We start from the raw sequence: 17,458 nt of genomic DNA on the forward strand, positions 1-17,458 counted from the left end.
CGTGCCCTCAGCGCGCGCGCGCGGGCTCACGGCCGCACGGCGGCGAAGTAGAAATCGAGCATTTGACTGAGTGGACTCGGGCTTCGACGGAGACGGCTGCGAAGCGCGGCGCCCTCCCAGCAATTGACCAGCAGGTCCGCGAGCGCGCGCGGGCTCAAGTCGTCACGCAGCTCGCCTCGCTTCTTGGCGACGGTGAGCGCCTTCTCTAGGCGGCGCGCGATGACGTTGAAACACGCCTCCACCTTCTCGCGGAACGTGGGGCTTATGCCGGACAGCTCCTGGCCAAGCCCACCCAAGAGGCACCCCAAATAGCCGTCGCCCTTGTAGCCCTCGGAGACCATCTCGAAGAAGCGCCGGATCTGCTCGACCGGAGTGTGCCCATCGTCTGTGAAGGCAGCATCGAGGGCGGCGTGAACGCCCTCCATGTAGAGGTCTATGGCTTGGAGGGCGAAGTCCTCTTTGCCTTCGAAGTGGTGGTAGAAGGACCCCTTCGGCACGCCGGCTTGTTCGAGCAACGTCGCCACGCCGAGATCGGCGTAGCCGTGCTTCAAGAGGAGCTTGAGCCCCAGCTCGAGCAAGTCTTGTTTCGTGGACGAGGTCATATCGGCGACGCGGGCAGAATAGACCGATTGGTCTACTTGTCAAAGGGGTGGCCCGGCCGCGCGGAAGGAAGGGTCGACGGAGCCCGATGAGAGCCCCGGCTGGGCCAGGCCTGCGGGCTCGCGGCCGCCGCGCGGAGCCTCGCAGCTCGTGCACGACCGGTCATCGCTCCGCACTGGCGCCGCTTGCGTGGTGCGGGAGAGGGCGCGGACGCGGGATGACCGCAGCAACGACGCCGGCGCAGTCGTCCGCCGGCGCTCATCGAAACCTCAGCGTCGCGTCCTCCGATCCTTGGAAGAATCCTGCGATGAGCATCGCGCGCGCGTGGACGGTGGGTGGCTTGATGGGGTGGATCGCCGCTGCGAATCTCGCCGCATGTTCGAGCGAGCCACCGGCGGAAGACGCTCCCGCGTCGAAGCGCGACGACGGTGGAGGCAAGCCGGCATCCGACGCAGCCACGGCCGCGCACGACGCGACGCTCAGCCTAGACGCCGACGTTGCGAGCGATGCCGCCGATGCGTCGATCGATCGCGTCGAGAGCTACGATGCTGGGGACGCGGACGTGGAAGACGCGCGCGACGCCGGTGATGCGGGCTCCGTTGCTGACGCCGCCACCAGCGACGCGGCGGACGCCGGTCCCGCGACCCCTGCCGTCGCCGGCTACTCGGTGCTCGGCGAGATCAGTCACCCATTCGCGAAGCCCTACGCGCTCGCCGTCGACTCGACGAATCATCTCTACGTGTCCGAGCAGACCGACGCCCCCGACACGCACACGCTCTATCTGGCGAGCCGGTCCTTCGCTGGCAACATCGCGCCGGGCCACTCTCGCATTCTGAAATTCGACGCCACCGGCGCGTACCTCGGGTGGATCGGCGGCGGCAGCGACAACTCGAAAGGCTTCCACGGCGCCGCGTCGCCGGCGACGGCCGTCTACGGCTACGACCCCGGCGTGTTCAACATGATCCGCGGGATGGCCATCGACGAAGCCGATCATCTTTTCGTACTCGACAACTGGCGCATCCAAGAGTTCGACGCAGCGCACGCCTTCGTGCGCTGGACCGGCTTTCAATGGCCAAGCAGCTACGGGTGGCATGCGAGCGGGCAGCCCGACTCGTACGCTGGTCCAAAGATCGGCGGCTTCACGTGGGGCAGCACGCTCCGCATTCACGGCGGCCGCTTCTGGGTCGGCAATTGGTTCTGGAACTATCCGGGCTTCGTCAACGGCGATTGGAACTGCATCAGCGCGCTCGACGTGACCACGGGCCTCGGCGTTGCTTGGCTTGGCGGCGCGCTCAACACCGCGACCCAGGCCAAGAGCTCCGGCTATATCCCCGTCGGTGCGCCGATGGAGCCTCGGTCCGCCGTCGCCCACAGCTCGACGCCGGGCATCTTCTCCAGCCCGCGTCACTTCGTGTGGCGGAACAAGCGTCTCTACATCGTCGACAACACGAGCGACCCCGTGGTGTCCGTGTTCGACGAGAGCGGCGTGAGGCAGCCGGGCAAGCTCGAGCATCTCGTGGGCGCCGGCGAGAAACCGTTCGCGATCGCCGTCGACCGCTTCGGCAACGTGATTGTTTCGGACATGTACACCGGCTCGGTTCGCTTCTTCAGCTGGAAGCTCGACGCCAACGGCGAGTTCACGCAAGTCGCGGAGTGGCAGCTCGACGCGCCTTCAACGCCGAACGCGAGCTATCCGTTGATCTCGGACTTTGCGTGGGACAGCGACGACAACCTCTACGTAGCCGCGACGACAAGGAACAAAGTCTACAAGCTCAGGCTCACGTATTGACGACGAGCGTCGCGATTGCGCCCGCACCAAGTCCGCGAGCGGGATTTGCTCGTGTCGGGGCGGCGCCAGCCGACCCGCACGCCGAATGCGCCACCCCGCACTGGCGCCGCTTCGCGGCGCCTGGTCGGGGAGGCGGGATTTGAACCCGCGACGACGAGCACCCAAAGCTCGTGCACTACCGGACTGTGCGACTCCCCGTTCGATGGACCGTTACCACAAAACGCTCCCGCGCAGACCTGTGAGCCCGCTGCCGGTCCCTCCCCCGCGCCTGGATGGAAACGCTTTTGAGACAGCCGGGCAGCTTTCGAGGATTCCGCGCCCCCATGCGTGGACAAGCCGAGAAACACCCATAAAGTTTCGCTGTAGGCGAATGTGACCAATTTTGATGATGGCGTAACTTTCCGCCGCGGCGGGAAAATTACATTGCGCCCACCCTCGCCGGATGCTGAGTTCCATATCCGACGACTTCGCCTTTTCGGCCGGTCGTTTCGCCAGAGAGGTGCCGCGTGGGTTACCCTGATCGAGCTGCCGCCAGAAGCGAGCCTCCGACCATCCGAGGTGGCAGTCGCCCCATTCGACCATCCGATAGCGGAGAGCGGGCCATCGCCGACAGACAAGAAGAGGACGTCACGCGGGCCCTGCCGCCCGGCCACCGGCCGAAAGGCTACGAGGAGAACGTGAGCAACAAGCCGCAGGACATGACCGCAGTACGCCCGCCGACGGCATCGACTGGCCCCGCGCGAAGCTCGTCGCCGGACGTCAACGCCCCTGCGAGCGCCGTCGAGCCGCGCAAGAGCCGCCCCGCCGACATGACCACGGTCCGCACGATGTCGCCAACGTCGACGCCGCCCCTTTCGCCACGCGTGGCGGACATGACACGGGTGCGGCCGCCGGAGATGGGCTCGGGCCGGTCGAGCGCCCCCGCGGCGCCTTCGTCGTCGGCTCGCATGTCCGTGCCCTCCGCTGGCGAGATCAACCGCAAGGTCAAACGCAAGCGAAGCGGCATGTTGGCCATCTACTGGGCCGCGGGCATCGTCGCGATGCTGACGGCCGGCGGTATTCTCACGGCGATGATCGCGCGAGGCGACGCCGACAAGTTCATTCAGAAGGGCGCCGCGTCCGGCGCACCTGCCGCTGCGCCCGTTGCTGCGCCGCCGGCGCCGGTTCAAGCGGCGGCGCCTGCGCCGACCGAGACCGCAGCCGTGGCCGCGGCGCCTGCGTCCGCGAAGAAGTCCGATGGGGTCAACGCGATCCCGGGCACCAAACCCGGCACCATCGTCAACCTCGAGCTCTGGAAGAAAGCGGGGCGCGGCGACCCGGCTCTCGCAGCGAAGGCGGCCGCCGCGCCGCCTCCCCCGCAAACCGCTACCCCTTCGCCGGGCGCGGCGGGCACGGCGGCCACGCCGCCCGCTCGTCCCGCGACCAAGGTCCTGACGCCAGACAACGATCCCGCGGTGAAGCTCGCGCGCGACCAACTCGAGGCCACGTTCAAGTAAGCAACGTGATCCCGCTTGGCGACGCGTGATACACATGACGGCGCGTAGTAACTCGGCCATGCGGAGCGCAGGGTCGAGCGGGAAATTGTCTCGGACGGAGGTCTCTCGAACGTGATCGCGCGTGCTCGCGGCGCTGGATGGCGCCATCAAATTCTCCCGCTGGGCATCGCTGCCGTCGGCTTGTTGGTTTCGACGCCAGCCTTCGCTCAAACCGCCGAGGCCAAGGTCGACAGCGGCGGAATGATGATCGGGCTCAAGCTTGAGCCCGGCGTCGCCTTTCCGCTTTCGGCACCGCAGACCGACAACTTCGGCGTTGGTGGCGCGGGCATGGCGAAGCTCGGCCTCGGGGTGCACCCGCTCATCGATCTCCAAGCGACCGCCGGCATCCTCGGCTTCGGCGGCAAGAACACGCCCACGGTCAAGGGCGAGCTCGTGTCCGTCACGTTCCTCGGCGCCGGCGCGCGGATTCAGAAGCCGCACACAGACAACAGCCTCTCGCCCTGGGTCGACGCCGACGTTGGCTTTGTCCAGACGGGGGATCTGAGCCGGTTCGGCTACGCCGTCGGCGGCGGGCTCCAGTTCCCACTCGGCGACAAGGCCGCGTATTGGCTCGGTCCGTTCGTCCGCTTTCTGCAAGTCACCTCCGGCGACAAGCCGAACGTCAACGCCGACGACGCGAAGATCGTCATCGCGGGGCTCACCCTCGAGATCGAACTGACGGGCCGCGGGCCGAAAGACACCGACGGCGATGGCGTCCCCGACACCATCGACAAGTGCCCGACCAAGGCAGGCCCCAAGGAAACGCAAGGGTGCCCGGACACCGACCTCGACGGCCTACCGGACCACGAAGACAAGTGCCCAACGGAGCCCGGCCCGAAGGAAAACCAGGGCTGCCCCGGTGGCGACAGCGACGGTGACGGCGTACCCGACAAGGAAGACCGCTGCCCAACGATCCCAGGCCCCAAGGAGAACAAGGGTTGCCCCGACTCCGACGGCGACAGCGTCAACGATGCGGACGATCAGTGTCCGAACGTCAAGGGCGAGCCCGACAACAAGGGCTGCCCGAAGTACAAGCAGGTCACGGTCAAAGAGTCGAAGATTGAAATCGCTCAGAAGATTTTCTTTGCGTTCAATCAGGCTACAATTTTGCCGAAGTCGTTCGACATCCTCGATGAGGTGGCTCAAGCTCTAAAGGACGCGTCGAAGTTGCGCGTTCGCATCGAAGGACACACCGATGCGGTCGGAGCGGTTGAACACAACTTGGCGTTGTCCGAGGCACGCGCGGCGGCAGTTCGCGAGTACCTGATTGGGCAGGGCCTTACCCCAGATCGTCTCGAGTCGAAGGGCTATGGCCCCACCCTTCCCCTCGAATCGAACGCGACAGCCGAAGGCAGGGAGCGCAATCGGCGCGTCGAGTTCGTCATCCTCAACAAATAGTTTCTCGAGCGAGGAGCAGGTCATGAGCAAGCGTGGTTGGCTGGGCGGATGGATCGGACTCGGTGTTCTCATCGGCTGCGGTGTGCAGGCGGTGGACTATCCGGACGGCGATGGCGGTGCAGGTGGTGGCGGTGTCACGAAGCCCGCTGACGTCGGCGCCCCGTGCACGACCGACGCCCAGTGCAACGGGCGCGTCTGCGTCAATGGGCAGTGCGGCAACTGCGCCTCGAATGCACAGTGCAAGGATCCGACGAAGCCCGTCTGCGACACGGCGTCGGGCGTTTGCGGACCGTGCACCACGAGCAGTCAGTGCGCCGATGGCTTGGCTTGCGTCAGCGGCCAGTGCAGCGCCTGCACCTCGAACGAGCAGTGCCCCGCGGGGCAGGTCTGCGCGAACGGCAAGTGCGGCCCCTGCCAGGCGACCTCGCAGTGCACGCAGCCGCAACAGTGCCTCCTCCCGCAGGGCGTTTGCACGAGCGGCACCGGCGGCGACAGCGGCGTCACCATCACCGACTCGGGTCCCGGCTTTGATGCTTGCGCCACCGGCGGCTACGCGGGCTTGTTGCCCGGTCACACCTCTGTGTGGGGCACCTCGCTGGCCGCCGCCGCAGGCGGTAAGGTCGGCAAGGCCGCCGGCGACAACGCCTGCAACCTCACCTTCGCCGGTTCGCACGTCTGCACCTGGCAAGAGCTCAAGACCCTCGACACCTGCGGCAAGCTCATCGCCCTGAAGAACACGACGACAAATGCGTGGCTGCACCGCGACACGCCCGAGACCGCCAACGGCACGACCATCACCTTCGAGGACGGGCGCCCGGCCGGCCAGACGAGCGCCGGAACCGGCGCCCCCAATCAGCGCGGCGGCAGCTGCGACGACTGGCGCTACGGCACCAACCACATCGCAGACGGCGAGTTCGTGGAGTTCGGTGGCGGCACGATGATCGCTCGGCTCGACGGCGACACGGCCAGCGACGACACGTACAACGGCCTCGGCTACCCCTCAAACTGCGGCGCAAACCCGTGCGTCTCGCACGCCGTCAGCGGCAAGCTCGAGTGCGGCGGCGTCACCCGCGCCATCCTGTGCTGCAAGTGAGCGGGCACGTGAGCGGCATCCTGGGCTGAGGGGCTGAGATGCGCGCCGGCGCTTCGCTACGCTGGGCAGGTGTGTTCGTTGGGGGGCTCGCAGTCGCCATCGCTATCTCGGCGCGGGCTGATGAGCCCGCCCAGACACCTTGGCCCGGCGGCGAAGCCCCCGACGAGCCGACCTTCGCGCGTTGGGTCGACGAGGCCGTCGAGCTTGGCGCTCGTGAAGCCGCAGACGAGGCCGTGGCCGCCGTGGAACCCGCAGAAGGCCGCGAGGCCTTGGCCGTCTCCCAGGAGCGGCTCGACCAGGGCGGGGATATCAACGACATCCTCTTCCGCCTGGGAGACAGCATCTTTTCGCACGAGTTCGATCGCGCCGACGGCTTCGGCGCCGGCGCGAGCGGCAAGCTTCGACGAATCCACACGGGCGTCCGCGGAGGCCTGGACTCGCACGCGTGCAGCAGTTGTCACTCGGTGGGCGGCGTCGACGGCGCCGGTTCCGAGACCCAGCGCGCCTTCGTGGAAGGTGACGGCGTGCGCGAGTCGTCAGCGCTCGCGCGCAATGCGCCTCAGGTCATCGGTGGCGGCATCGTCCAGGCGCTCGCCCTGGAAATGACCCGCGAGCTCGCGGCCTCGCGCGACGTCGCACTGCTGCAGGCAAAGACGACTGGCGCGCCGGTCACCGTGGCGCTCAAGGCAAAGGGAGTCTCGTTCGGAGCCCTCACGGCGGACCCCGGAGGCAGCCTCGACACGGCGCGCGTCGAAGGAGTGTCGACCGATCTCGTCGTGCGACCCTTCGGTTGGAAGGGCAACGTGGCGACGCTCCGCCGCTTCGCGGAAGACGCCGCGCGTGTGCACTTTGGGATCCAATCGACGGTCATCGCCGCGTCCCAAGAGAAGAACCCCGACGTCGTTCGCTTTGGTCCCGGGCCCGGAGCCGATCCCGACAACGACGGCGTCGTGCGCGAACTGGAAGAAGGCGCTCTCTCGGCCATGGCCATCTACATGGCGATGCTGGAGAGCCCCGCGGTGCGCGTGCCGTTTGACTTGGGCCTCCGCGAACGGTGGGCGCGAGGCAGCGCCACCTTCGATGCCGTGGCGTGCGCCACCTGCCACACGCGCGAGCTGACGCTACTCGGCGTCTCATGGCGCGAGCTGCCCGACACGACCGGTGGGCCTGGCAACCTCGTCTACATCATGACGGAGGGCGATCAGCCCAAGAGCAGCGCGAACGTTCGCCTCTTCAGCGATCTCAAACGGCACGACATGGGGCCCGAGCTCGCCGATCGGCACGTCTCTGCCGACGGAATCCCAAGCACGGTCTTCCTCACGAGACCGCTGTGGGGCCTCGCCGACACGGCGCCTTACCTGCACGACGGACGGGCGCCATCGCTCCCGGAAGCCATCGTCGCCCACGGCGGAGAAGCGACGGCTTCGCGCGACGCTTACCTCGCGCTCTCCGCCGACGGCAAAGCGGACCTGCACGTCTTTCTCCTCTCGCTTTCGCGCGCGCAGCGCTTGCGGATGGCCCGATGAGCTCGTTCGCGCGCCGCGTCGCTCGAGCCCTCGTGGGTCTCGCCGTTGTTGCCGGTGCGGCTGCCACAGCAGGGTGTGACGAATCGACGGCGGTGCCCGCACGCGTGCAGCGTTCTCCCATGGCCAAGGCCCTCGGCATCTTCTCCACGCGCACCCCGGCCGACCCGCGCGCGCAAGGGAGGCTGGCGCTCGAGCAGGACGCCTTTCGACGGGAGAGCCGATTCCTCGAGGGGGCGCGGCCCGGGTACCTGTTCCGCGCGACGCGCGTGGAACAAGGCGAGCTTGAGGCTGGCCTCTGGTCGAACGAAGAGATGTACCAGTTGGGCGGCCAACTCTTCCACGTGCCGTTTACGAAGGACGTGGGTTTCGGCGCAGCCGACTTGCCGACGCTGGCCCGATTTCATCGAGGCCGTCGCGGTGGCCCCGACGCGCACAAGTGCGCGACCTGCCACTGGCGCGGCGGCCTCGCGGGAGCGGGCGATGGCGCCGACAACGCTTACCTCGACGGCGATGGCGACAGCCAGGACTCGGCGCTCGAGCGAAACCCGCCGACTCTCCACGGCGCGGGCCTCGTGGAGCTCCTCGCGCAAGAGATGACGCGCGACCTCGCGAGTCTGCGCGAGGGTCTCATCGCACGAGCGCGCCGAGAGAAGGCCGCGGCCTCCGTAGAACTGCTCAGCAAGGGCGTATCCTTTGGCTTTCTCGACGCCAAAGCCGATGGGTCGCTCGACACATCACGGCTCGCGGCCATTTCGCCGGACCTGATCGTGCGGCCCTTCGGCTGGAAGGGTTCGTTTGCGACCATCCGCGACATCGTCGAGGACTCGCTGAACATCCATCACGGAATGCAGAGTGAGCACTTCGCCCGCGCGGCAGGCGCTGAGCGAGCCGGCAACGGCGGCGGCGACGACCCCGATGGCGACGGCGCGACGAGAGAGATCACCGAGGGGCAGACGTCGGTGCTGTCGCTCTTCGTCGCGATGCAGGAGACGCCGCTCTCCCTCATCCCGACGAACACGCGGACGTTCGTTTCTGATTCGGACTTTGCGATGAACGTCGCGGAGGGCCGGCGAACCTTCGAACGGCTCGGATGCGTCGAATGCCATCGACCGGCGCTCAAGCTCGAGAGCAGCGTCTTTCGCTTGGCGAGCCGCGCGGGCGGAAAACCGCTCGTCGTCGATCTCGGGAAAGAGGCCGCGGAGCCGCGCGTCGCGGCGCCGGCCGACGGCGGCGGCACGTGGGTCGAGCTCTACAGCGATCTCAGGCGTCACGACATGGGTCCCGAGCTCCGTGAATCACGGCCTGATCGAGGGGTGGCTCCGGAGCAGTTCCTCACGCGCCCGTTGTGGGGTCTCGCGCGAAGCAAGCCGTATCTCCACGACGGCCGCACCGTGACGGTGGAGGATGCGATCTTGGCTCACGGCGGCGAAGCGTTGCCGGCCCGTAACGGGTACGTCTTCCTTCCCGAGACCGAGCGCCTCAAGGTCCGCTCGTTTCTCGCTTCCTTGGGACGCGCGCGACGCTTGGTTGCGCCGTGACGGTCGCGCCATGACGAGCGCAGCCCGCGCGGCTCTCGCCGCAATGGCCATGGCGGCGCTCGGCTGCGGCAAGGTCGCTCATGAACCGCCGCCTTGCGCCGCCAACACCGACTGCGACTGTTCCATCGAGCGCCGCCGAGAAGACCGCAGCTGCTGCCCCGCGTGGAGCCGTGCTCTGGCCGGGGCGTGCCAACCGATGACGCTGCGCTCGGCTCCAGGGCAGCGTGATCTGGGCCCCGCCGGCGCCCGCCGCGTCTCGATCGGCATCGACGACGACGGCCGCGCCGTTGTCGGTTGGGTGACCGCCAACGACCAAGAAGCACGCGCCGTCGTCGCCGCCGAGTCCGCCGCGGGTACCTTTCGTCTCACCGAGCCCTTTGCGGCTGTGGGAGGCCAGCCGACCGACTTGTCGCTCGCCACCGGTCCGGGGCGTCGCGCGACCGTCGCTGTAACGGTGGTGGAGACGAAGCAGCCCGACGAGAGCTACGTCTTCGTGGCGGAGCGCACCGACAGCGGCGCCTGGCTGGGGCCGACCGATCGGGCCGACCGCTTCTCGTTTCTCCCGCGAGGCACGCAGCCGCACGTGCTCCGGGCGCCCACGGGCGAAGTCCTCGTCACGTGGGATCAGTGGGCTGGCGACTCCTACGGAGTGCAGATTGCACGGAAATTGCCAGACAGCGCTTGGGACCGGCCCAAGACCGCCATCGAGGCTGTCTCGCACCGCGTGCTCTACGCCAACAGTCCGCGGTTGGCGGCGGCCCAGAACGGTGACGTCTTGGTGAGCTGGTATCAGGCTGTCCGCGATGCGCCGCCGCCGGCGGCCGGCTCACTCATGGCCTTCGTATCGGAACGAAGCGGGCTCACGGGAACGTTCTCGGTATCAACGGGGCAAGACCACTTGTCCGTCTTCGGCACCGACGTCGGCGGGCAAGGCGCGGGCAGCCCACGCGCGGCGTTCTCGCCCGTCACCGGAGAAGCCGTCTGCACGTGGACGCAGCTCGACGACGAGGCGAAGCTCCGTCCCTACGTGGCGCAGCGAGCGCTCGGCGGTCCGTGGCAACGGCCAAAGACGCTCGCCGCATCATTGGGACGGAGCCGCGGGCACGTGGAGCGCCTCGAGGTGGCCTTCGGTGCGCGCGGAACGCTGGTGCTCGCCTGGACGCAGGAAGGCCCCGATGGCAAGGTTCTCTACGCCCTTCGTCGCAGTCGACAGGGCGAGTGGCTCGATTCGCCCGACGCGCCGGTCCGCATCTCGCTCGAGGGGGCCAAGGCTGGGAACCTCGCCCTCGCAACGGGGCACGATGGAGCCATCGCGATTGTTTGGAGTGAGCAAACGGAGCGCGGCTCTGCGCTACGTCTGCGGCGCGGCTGGGAGGGCGCCGGCTGGGATCCGCCAGAAACGCTCGCCGAACCGGAGCGCAGGGCCGACTGGCCCGCCGTCGCCTTCGGCGGCACGCCCGAGCGCATGGCCATCGCGTGGACCGAGGGCATCCTCGGCCGCGTGTTCGTGAGCGTGCTCGAGTAGCGCGGCATCAAGCGCATTCACATCGTGAACCGCACCGCGGCGTCCGTGGCGCCAGATCGGGGCGTCAACGCTGGGCGTCAACCACTGGGCGTCAGAAGCGCGAGCGCATCACGAAGAACGCGCCCAGCACGCGCGGCGTGGGCAGGTTCTGCGGCTCGCGACTTGACCGAAGGAGGAGCGTGTAGTCGGCCTCCATGGCGAGGCGCGTGTCCTTGCTGAAGTGCACCTCAAGGCCCGCAGCGACTTGCGACGCGTATTCGCGATTCTGCGGAAGGACCTGTTGAAGCGTCGGGTCGAATCGCCACTCGCCAAGCCCCACGTGAACAAAGGGCTGCACCGCGCCGAGATCGAGCCGCGCACGACCAACCAACATCCGCATCGAACGGTTGAGGCGCATGCCGTCGGTCATGCCGGCGCGGCCGCTGAGCGCATAGGCCTGCGACCAATCGCGCGCCACAAGCGACAGGCGAACGGGCGGGTTGAAGGGTGCCGTTGACTCGACGGGCTTGTCGGACAGAACAACGGGCCTTACAGGGGGCGTGGTGGAAGGCGACGCAAGCTGCGACGTCCGCGCTTCGAACCAGGAGTAGCTCGACTCGAGCACGCGGCCCACATCGACGGGAAGCGCGTAGGGCTCCGCCTTTGCGATGGAGGGCGCCGCCAACGCGCCGGCGAGGACAGTGAGCACGGAGAGACGGCGAACGAAGGTCGTCATTCGAGGTGCGGCGCGCGGCCGTGAGGAGAGACGAGCAACGTGCATGCCCTCGTCGCTCGCCGGATAGCGCCCCTCAAGAAGTACCCTGAGATCGCGGCGAGGGCTGAAAATCCGCTTATTTTCGTGGGAGCTGCGACCTGCGTCTCACACATGTCGCAGCTCGCTGCTGGATCGAGCTTGCCCCACGTGCTGCTGCCCATCGGCAGCATCCTGCAAGCGTATCTTCGGCGCCGTGCAAGCGCGTGCCGCGCGTCACGACCGCCTACGCGCGCAGCTTGTCGGACTGGCCCATTCGGAAGAACGAACGGAGCGCGCCGCGCAGCTCACGAAAGCGGCCATGGGCCACGCACTCGCGCTCGAGCCGATGGGTAAACCGCGTAGCGACGGAATTTGCCAGCCGGTAGCGCTCGCCTTGCTCGCTCGCCGGGGCGTGCGTGTACGCCACCCCCTCATAGAGCCGCCTTCGAAGCCGACCGCTCGCTTCGACGTCGAGCTCCGGCAACGACGCGGCGAGCACGACGTACTTGTCGACCTCGGCTTGGATCTCGAGTTCGAGTTGCGTCGTCGGTCGATCGGTCTTCGCGCGCTCCGCCAAGTACACGAAGTGGCTCACCCCTTCGATGAGCTGACAGACGCCGTCGAGCTCGAGTCCATCACCAGACGCAGAGGGCGTGAGTGGTGCAAGGCGCAGCGAGACCTCGATGCCGTCGTCTTGTTCGCGCAGCAGCAGCGTCTCGCGCTCCCCCGATTCGGCCGGCGCGATGTAGTCCCCCACGTCGCACGTCGCCTCGAGGACGTAGAGGCGCCCCAACGCCGCTTGGACCTTGCGCGCCATCTCGCGTTCGCGCACGAGCGCCACGCCGTTGCCGCGGAGGCGATCGGCCCCGCGACTCTCGTCGGTCATTGCACGCCCTTCGCGTGACGCATCGGCACGAGCCCGTGGTGCGTGAGCTCTTCGGCAAGCTTGGAGCTGCCGGTCTTGAGCCAACGCTCGTAGGCTTTGAGGAGCCCCCGCGAATCGCCGGTGGGCCGCCCGATGGTGGCGTCGGCGACCTCCGAGAGGACGTTCACCCAGCGCTCAAACGTGGACGCGAGCTCGCCGAGGACGTCGAGGCGGGGCGCCGAGCGGTCTTCCGCGCCGGGCCCAAGCAACGTGCTCGCGGCGTGGTAGGCCGTCACACCGATACCAACGACGTACTTCTGGTCGACGCCGCGAGCCTCGAAGTGATCACCGAAGAAGCCGGTCGTGTAGAGGACGCCGTCGCCCAGCATCCGGAGCCGCTGAAAGCGCTCGGAGGTGCCTGGCGTGTGAAGCGCCTCGTCCAAGAGCAGCGTCAGCGGCCGGTCGAGGGCCGCCTCGGCTTGCGGGTCTGGCTTGGCGTAGTCGGCGAGGAGCGAGACGACATAGCTCGTGGTGCCGTCGTTGGCGGGTACCCGTTGGCTCTTGATGGCCTCTTCCACAACTTCGCGAAAAAACCCCGCAACCGAACCCGACGCCACGATGGTCATGTTTTGCCGCCTCCGCACCACCCGCGAAGGCTGAGGGGTCCGCTCGTCGCGGTCCCGGTCAGCGCCAAAGCGAGGGTCATGATCACTTGTACGGACGCTTGCGATTCTTCGCAATTTCCGTCACGCGCGACCTACCCCGGCGCCAAAGAGCGCTAGCCACCCTGCTCGCCGGTGCTAACACAGCGGCCCGGGCGAGGCGCGCCCGCAACAATTGTAATCATTTCAAAAAGATGAACATTGTGACGCCTCCCCCTTGACGGGTCCGCGGGGGCGATTATGTTGCCGCCGGTCGTTAGCACTCGTCACAGGCGAGTGCTAACAATCGACCGGGTCGCACCCGGCGGAGCCCAACCGGGGTGCTGCCCCAGCGGCTACGTTTCCCGGCCTCGGCCGGTTATTGCGCACCCAGCAGCCCTGGCTGCGCCGATTCAGGAGGACATCATGGCGAAATTCCGTCCGCTTCAAGACCGCATCATTCTCAAGCGCGTGCAGGAAGAGGAGAAGTCGAAGGGTGGGATCATCATCCCCGACTCCGCAAAAGAGAAGCCCATCGAGGGCGAGATCATTGCGGTCGGCAGCGGCAAGGTCCTCGAGGACGGCACCGTGCGCAAGCTCGAGGTCAAGGTCGGCGACCGCGTCCTCTTCGGCAAGTACAGCGGCACCGAAGTGAAGATCGACGGCGAAGAGCGCCTCATCATGCGCGAGGACGACCTCCTCGGCATCCTCGAGAAGTGAGTTAGTTCGGGGCTTTCGCCGTCGCGAAGACCCCTTAGGTTTGCCCGCGCCCCGCGCGGAAGGCCGGTTCGAACCGGGCCACGAAAGATTTGGAGCAAGACATGTCAGCAAAAGAAATCGTCTACACGGAACAAGCTCGCAACCTCATCCTCTCCGGCGTCAACGCCCTCGCCGACGCGGTCAAGGTGACCCTCGGCCCCAAGGGTCGCAACGTCATCATCCAGAAGTCCTTCGGCTCGCCGACCGTCACCAAGGACGGCGTCACGGTGGCCAAGGAAATCGAGCTCGAGAACCGCTTCGAGAACATGGGCGCCCAGATGGTGCGCGAAGTGGCCTCGAAGACCAGCGACGTGGCCGGCGACGGCACCACGACGGCGACGGTCCTCGCGCAAGCGATCTACCGCGAAGGCTCCAAGCTTGTCGCCGCGGGTCACAACCCGATGGAGATCAAGCGCGGCGTCGACAAGGCCGTTGAGGTCCTCGTCGATACGCTCAAGAAGATGGCGAAGGTGACCAAGGATCCGAAAGAGATCGCTCAGGTCGGCACCATCAGCGCCAACGGCGACGTGGAAATCGGCCAGAAGCTGGCCGAGGCCATGGAGAAGGTCGGCAAGGAAGGCGTCATCACCGTCGAAGAGTCCCGCACGGCGGAGACGACCCTCGACGTCGTCGAAGGCATGCAGTTCGACCGCGGCTACCTCAGCCCGTACTTCGTCTCGGATCCGGAGCGCATGGAGGCGGTTCTCGAGAACCCCTACATCCTCATCAGCGAGAAGAAGATCTCGAACATGAAGGACCTCCTCCCGGTCCTCGAGGCGATTGCCCGTCAGGAGCGTCCCCTCGTGATCATCAGCGAGGACATCGAGGGCGAGGCGCTCGCCACGCTCGTCGTCAACAAGCTCCGCGGCACGCTCAAGTGCGCCGCTTGCAAGGCGCCGGGCTTCGGCGACCGCCGCAAGGAGATGCTCAAGGACATCGCGACCCTCACCAAGGGCCAAGTCATCGCGGAAGAGCTCGGCCTCAAGCTCGAGAACGTCACCATCAGTGACCTCGGCCAGGCGAAGCGCGTCGTGATGGACAAGGACAACACGACGATCGTCGACGGCGCCGGCGAGAAGGAGAAGATCCAGGCCCGCGTCACCGAGATCCGCAAGCAGATCGAGAACACCACCAGCGACTACGACAAGGAGAAGCTCCAGGAGCGTCTCGCGAAGCTCGCCGGCGGCGTTGCCGTCATCAAGGTCGGTGCGGCCACCGAGACCGAGATGAAGGAGAAGAAGGCCCGCGTTGAAGACGCGCTCCACGCGACGCGTGCGGCCGTCGAAGAAGGCATCGTCCCCGGCGGCGGCGTCGCGCTCATCCGCGCGCAGTCGGCGCTCGAAGGCCTCAAGGTCAACGACGAGCAGAAGTTCGGCGTGTCGATCCTTCGCCGCGCCATCGAGGAGCCGCTCCGCCAGATCGTGGCGAACGCGGGCCTCGAAGGCTCGATCGTCGTCAACAAGGTCAAGGAAGGCAAAGACGACTTCGGTTACAACGCCTCCTCGGACGAGTACGGCAACCTCTACAAGATGGGCGTCATCGACCCCGTCAAGGTCGTCCGCACGGCCCTCCAGAACGCGGCCTCCGTTGCGAGCCTCATGCTCACGACCGAGTGCCTCGTCGCCGAGCGCCCCAAGGCGGAAGACAAGTCGTCCGGTGGCGGCCACGGCGGCCACGGCCACGACTTCTGAGTCATACCTGAGCTAGCTCCTAGCTCTACCAAGGCGGCCCGTACGCTCACGCGTGCGGGCCGTTTTCATTTTTCCAAGTCCCTATTCTGGCGCGTGATTTCACGAACTTTGCTGCCCTCGAAGGAACGCCCCAGCACGACCCCTCAAATGCGGGGCTTTGACCTTGCACCCTACGTTGGCTGTGGGATAAGAGCCGGCATCTTGGCGGGGGCGGTCCCGTAACTTTTGCGCGACGTTTCGCGCGCTTCTCTGGTCCCGTCATCGGGCGGAGGTTTTTCGGTCATGCGCACAAAGTCTTTGGGTGTTCTCTTCTGCATCGCGGCCATGAACGTCGCGGTGGTCTACGGCTGCAGCTCGGAAGATGCCGCCACCACGCCGATCGACGAAGAGGCGGGAACGACCGGCAAGGAAGCCGGCCCGGGGAGCATCACGACCGATGCCTCCGACAGCAAAGACGCCGGCAAAGACGCGAAGGCCGACGCGAAGAAGGACGCCGCCAAAGACACGGCCACGGCTGACGTCGCTCCCGACGTGGCCCCCATCGTCTACGACCCGCCGTATTCGCCCTGCGATCCCCTCAAGGACTACGGCTTCGGCTCCGGCGGCATCCAGCGCGCGGCTTGCGGCCTATGCGGTGATCCCACGACGTCCACCGGCAAGAGCCGGGTTTGCCTTAAGACCCCTGACAGCGGCGTGCCCTTGCCTGACGGCGGCACCCCGTTCCCCAACCCGAACAACCTCACGGGCTTCTGGAGCGACTGGAGCAGCTGCACCAACGGCCCCGGAGCCGTTTGCGATCCCGCTGTCACGTACCCCGACGATGTGTGCGGGAACTGCGGCACGCAGCCGCGCATCTGCACCGGTAGCTGCACCTGGGTCGTGGGACTCACCTGCAACAACCAAGGCCCGTGCAAGGCCGGCGACCTCGACTGGGAGGGGCTCGGTTGCCCCGCCGGCCTCGGCCGCACGAAGACGTGCAACGCGCAGTGCAGCTTCGACACCGCGCTGACGTGCACGCCTCCCCCGCCGAACCCCAACAAGATCACGGTCAACTCGACGACCGTCGGCGCGACGTTCACGGGTCAGTTCACCTTCGACGCGACGAAGAAGCAGAAGAAGATCGACGTCGCGGCCCTCTTCTCGGGGCTCGGCACCTGCCCCGTAACGCTCGATACGGACGTCGCGACGTACCAGTACGTCGAAGTGAAGAACGCCACGGCGAGCGCCATCAAGGTCTCGCTCTACACGTCGGCAGGCACCGCGCCCGTCGCGTCCGCGGACACGATCATGACCGTCTACGCGGGCGCCCAGGTCCCGAAGACCGACGCGGAGCGAGAAGCTTGCCTCAACTACTACGACGACGCGTGTGACTCGACCATCGCCACGAGCGACGCCGGTCCGGCCTTCAACCCGAAGCCCTGCGTCTCGAACGCCGCCGGGCTCCTCAAGGGCGAGGAGCTTCCCGGTGGCGCCGGCAACTTTGCCGGCACGCCCATCGCGGCGGGTGCGTCGGTCACGGTCTACATCGCGCCCTACACGACTTCCACGTCGCCCGGCACGGGCGTCGGCAAGGTGAAGCTCAACGTTCGCGTCGAAAACTGACCCTCAGCAGCTTGCTCGCGAAAGGGCGCACGGACCTCGGTCGGTGCGCCTTTTCCCATTTTGGAAACGAGCGTCTGGCACCGGTTCAAGCCATCCATGCACAAGCGCTCGACGCCCTAGGTGCGGAGCGTTAGCGTCTCGCGAGTGAGCGTCGGTTCTCGTC

15 protein-coding genes and 1 tRNA gene are annotated in these 17,458 nt (G+C 67.0%); 10 read left to right on the plus strand and 6 right to left on the minus strand.

Annotation, left to right across the window (positions count from 1 at the left end):
* Positions 1 to 26: 26 nt before the first annotated feature.
* Positions 27 to 602, minus strand: coding sequence for a TetR family transcriptional regulator C-terminal domain-containing protein (locus tag IPG50_09190; GenBank protein MBK6692365.1), 576 nt, complete (start codon positions 600 to 602; stop codon positions 27 to 29).
* A 305-nt stretch (positions 603 to 907) separates the two neighbouring features.
* Between IPG50_09190 and IPG50_09195 the strand changes: the two genes are divergently transcribed.
* Positions 908 to 2,389, plus strand: coding sequence for a hypothetical protein (locus IPG50_09195; GenBank protein MBK6692366.1), 1,482 nt, complete (start codon positions 908 to 910; stop codon positions 2,387 to 2,389).
* Positions 2,390 to 2,510: 121 nt separating this feature from the next.
* On the opposite strand, the gene IPG50_09200 is transcribed toward IPG50_09195, so the two are convergent.
* Positions 2,511 to 2,587 (minus strand) — tRNA-Pro (locus IPG50_09200).
* Between the two features lie 466 nt (positions 2,588 to 3,053).
* Positions 3,054 to 3,338: a hypothetical protein gene (locus IPG50_09205; GenBank protein MBK6692367.1), complete on the minus strand. Its 285-nt coding sequence runs from the start codon at positions 3,336 to 3,338 to the stop codon at positions 3,054 to 3,056.
* Between IPG50_09205 and IPG50_09210 the strand changes: the two genes are divergently transcribed.
* From IPG50_09210 to IPG50_09235, 6 genes are all read left to right on the plus strand, one after another.
* On the plus strand, positions 3,337 to 3,885 hold the full coding sequence (locus IPG50_09210) for a hypothetical protein (GenBank protein ID MBK6692368.1): 549 nt from the start codon (positions 3,337 to 3,339) through the stop codon (positions 3,883 to 3,885). The genes IPG50_09205 and IPG50_09210 overlap by 2 nt on opposite strands.
* A gap of 111 nt (positions 3,886 to 3,996) precedes the next feature.
* The gene (locus IPG50_09215; protein ID MBK6692369.1) at positions 3,997 to 5,322 is read left to right on the plus strand and encodes an OmpA family protein; all 1,326 of its coding nucleotides are present in this window, start codon (positions 3,997 to 3,999) and stop codon (positions 5,320 to 5,322) included.
* 22 nt (positions 5,323 to 5,344) lie between these two features.
* Positions 5,345 to 6,415: a hypothetical protein gene (locus tag IPG50_09220; protein ID MBK6692370.1), complete on the plus strand. Its 1,071-nt coding sequence runs from the start codon at positions 5,345 to 5,347 to the stop codon at positions 6,413 to 6,415.
* A gap of 38 nt (positions 6,416 to 6,453) precedes the next feature.
* On the plus strand, positions 6,454 to 7,941 hold the full coding sequence (locus IPG50_09225) for a hypothetical protein (protein ID MBK6692371.1): 1,488 nt from the start codon (positions 6,454 to 6,456) through the stop codon (positions 7,939 to 7,941).
* Positions 7,938 to 9,479: a hypothetical protein gene (locus IPG50_09230; GenBank protein ID MBK6692372.1), complete on the plus strand. Its 1,542-nt coding sequence runs from the start codon at positions 7,938 to 7,940 to the stop codon at positions 9,477 to 9,479. The genes IPG50_09225 and IPG50_09230 overlap by 4 nt, the downstream gene beginning before the upstream one ends.
* 10 nt (positions 9,480 to 9,489) lie before the next feature.
* The gene (locus tag IPG50_09235) at positions 9,490 to 11,004 is read left to right on the plus strand and encodes a hypothetical protein (protein ID MBK6692373.1); all 1,515 of its coding nucleotides are present in this window, start codon (positions 9,490 to 9,492) and stop codon (positions 11,002 to 11,004) included.
* 91 nt (positions 11,005 to 11,095) lie between these two features.
* On the opposite strand, the gene IPG50_09240 is transcribed toward IPG50_09235, so the two are convergent.
* The 3 genes from IPG50_09240 to IPG50_09250 form a co-directional block, all read right to left on the minus strand.
* Complete coding sequence (locus tag IPG50_09240; GenBank protein MBK6692374.1) at positions 11,096 to 11,719, minus strand: hypothetical protein; 624 nt, start codon at positions 11,717 to 11,719, stop codon at positions 11,096 to 11,098.
* Positions 11,720 to 11,981: 262 nt separating this feature from the next.
* Entirely contained in the window at positions 11,982 to 12,623 is a 642-nt protein-coding gene (locus IPG50_09245) for a hypothetical protein (GenBank protein MBK6692375.1), read from the minus strand.
* A complete protein-coding gene (locus IPG50_09250; GenBank protein ID MBK6692376.1) occupies positions 12,620 to 13,228 on the minus strand; it encodes a hypothetical protein in 609 nt (202 codons plus the stop codon). The genes IPG50_09245 and IPG50_09250 overlap by 4 nt, the downstream gene beginning before the upstream one ends.
* Positions 13,229 to 13,669: 441 nt before the next feature.
* Here IPG50_09250 and groES point away from each other — a divergent pair, with 441 nt between their 5' ends.
* The 3 genes from groES (at position 13,670) to IPG50_09265 (ending at position 17,295) form a co-directional block, all read left to right on the plus strand.
* Entirely contained in the window at positions 13,670 to 13,963 is a 294-nt protein-coding gene (gene groES, locus IPG50_09255) for a co-chaperone GroES (protein ID MBK6692377.1), read from the plus strand.
* A gap of 101 nt (positions 13,964 to 14,064) precedes the next feature.
* Complete coding sequence (gene groL / locus IPG50_09260; GenBank protein MBK6692378.1) at positions 14,065 to 15,693, plus strand: chaperonin GroEL; 1,629 nt, start codon at positions 14,065 to 14,067, stop codon at positions 15,691 to 15,693.
* Between the two features lie 282 nt (positions 15,694 to 15,975).
* The gene (locus IPG50_09265; protein MBK6692379.1) at positions 15,976 to 17,295 is read left to right on the plus strand and encodes a hypothetical protein; all 1,320 of its coding nucleotides are present in this window, start codon (positions 15,976 to 15,978) and stop codon (positions 17,293 to 17,295) included.
* Positions 17,296 to 17,458 lie beyond the last annotated feature (163 nt).

Source organism: Myxococcales bacterium, from assembly GCA_016703425.1.
Lineage (GTDB): Bacteria > Myxococcota_A > Polyangia > Polyangiales > Polyangiaceae > JADJCA01.

Bases quoted from the DNA above. Each gene is read 5' to 3' on its own strand.
- IPG50_09190 (MBK6692365.1), bottom strand. From the start codon at position 602: ATGACCTCGTCCACGAAACAAGACTTGCTCGAGCTGGGGCTCAAGCTC.
- IPG50_09195 (MBK6692366.1), top strand. From the start codon at position 908: ATGAGCATCGCGCGCGCGTGGACGGTGGGTGGCTTGATGGGGTGGATC.
- IPG50_09210 (MBK6692368.1), top strand. From the start codon at position 3,337: ATGTCCGTGCCCTCCGCTGGCGAGATCAACCGCAAGGTCAAACGCAAG.
- IPG50_09205 (MBK6692367.1), bottom strand. From the start codon at position 3,338: ATGCGAGCCGACGACGAAGGCGCCGCGGGGGCGCTCGACCGGCCCGAG.
- IPG50_09220 (MBK6692370.1), top strand. From the start codon at position 5,345: ATGAGCAAGCGTGGTTGGCTGGGCGGATGGATCGGACTCGGTGTTCTC.
- IPG50_09225 (MBK6692371.1), top strand. From the start codon at position 6,454: ATGCGCGCCGGCGCTTCGCTACGCTGGGCAGGTGTGTTCGTTGGGGGG.
- IPG50_09230 (MBK6692372.1), top strand. From the start codon at position 7,938: ATGAGCTCGTTCGCGCGCCGCGTCGCTCGAGCCCTCGTGGGTCTCGCC.
- IPG50_09235 (MBK6692373.1), top strand. From the start codon at position 9,490: ATGACGAGCGCAGCCCGCGCGGCTCTCGCCGCAATGGCCATGGCGGCG.
- IPG50_09240 (MBK6692374.1), bottom strand. From the start codon at position 11,719: ATGACGACCTTCGTTCGCCGTCTCTCCGTGCTCACTGTCCTCGCCGGC.
- IPG50_09245 (MBK6692375.1), bottom strand. From the start codon at position 12,623: ATGACCGACGAGAGTCGCGGGGCCGATCGCCTCCGCGGCAACGGCGTG.
- IPG50_09250 (MBK6692376.1), bottom strand. From the start codon at position 13,228: ATGACCATCGTGGCGTCGGGTTCGGTTGCGGGGTTTTTTCGCGAAGTT.
- groES (MBK6692377.1), top strand. From the start codon at position 13,670: ATGGCGAAATTCCGTCCGCTTCAAGACCGCATCATTCTCAAGCGCGTG.
- groL (MBK6692378.1), top strand. From the start codon at position 14,065: ATGTCAGCAAAAGAAATCGTCTACACGGAACAAGCTCGCAACCTCATC.
- IPG50_09265 (MBK6692379.1), top strand. From the start codon at position 15,976: ATGCGCACAAAGTCTTTGGGTGTTCTCTTCTGCATCGCGGCCATGAAC.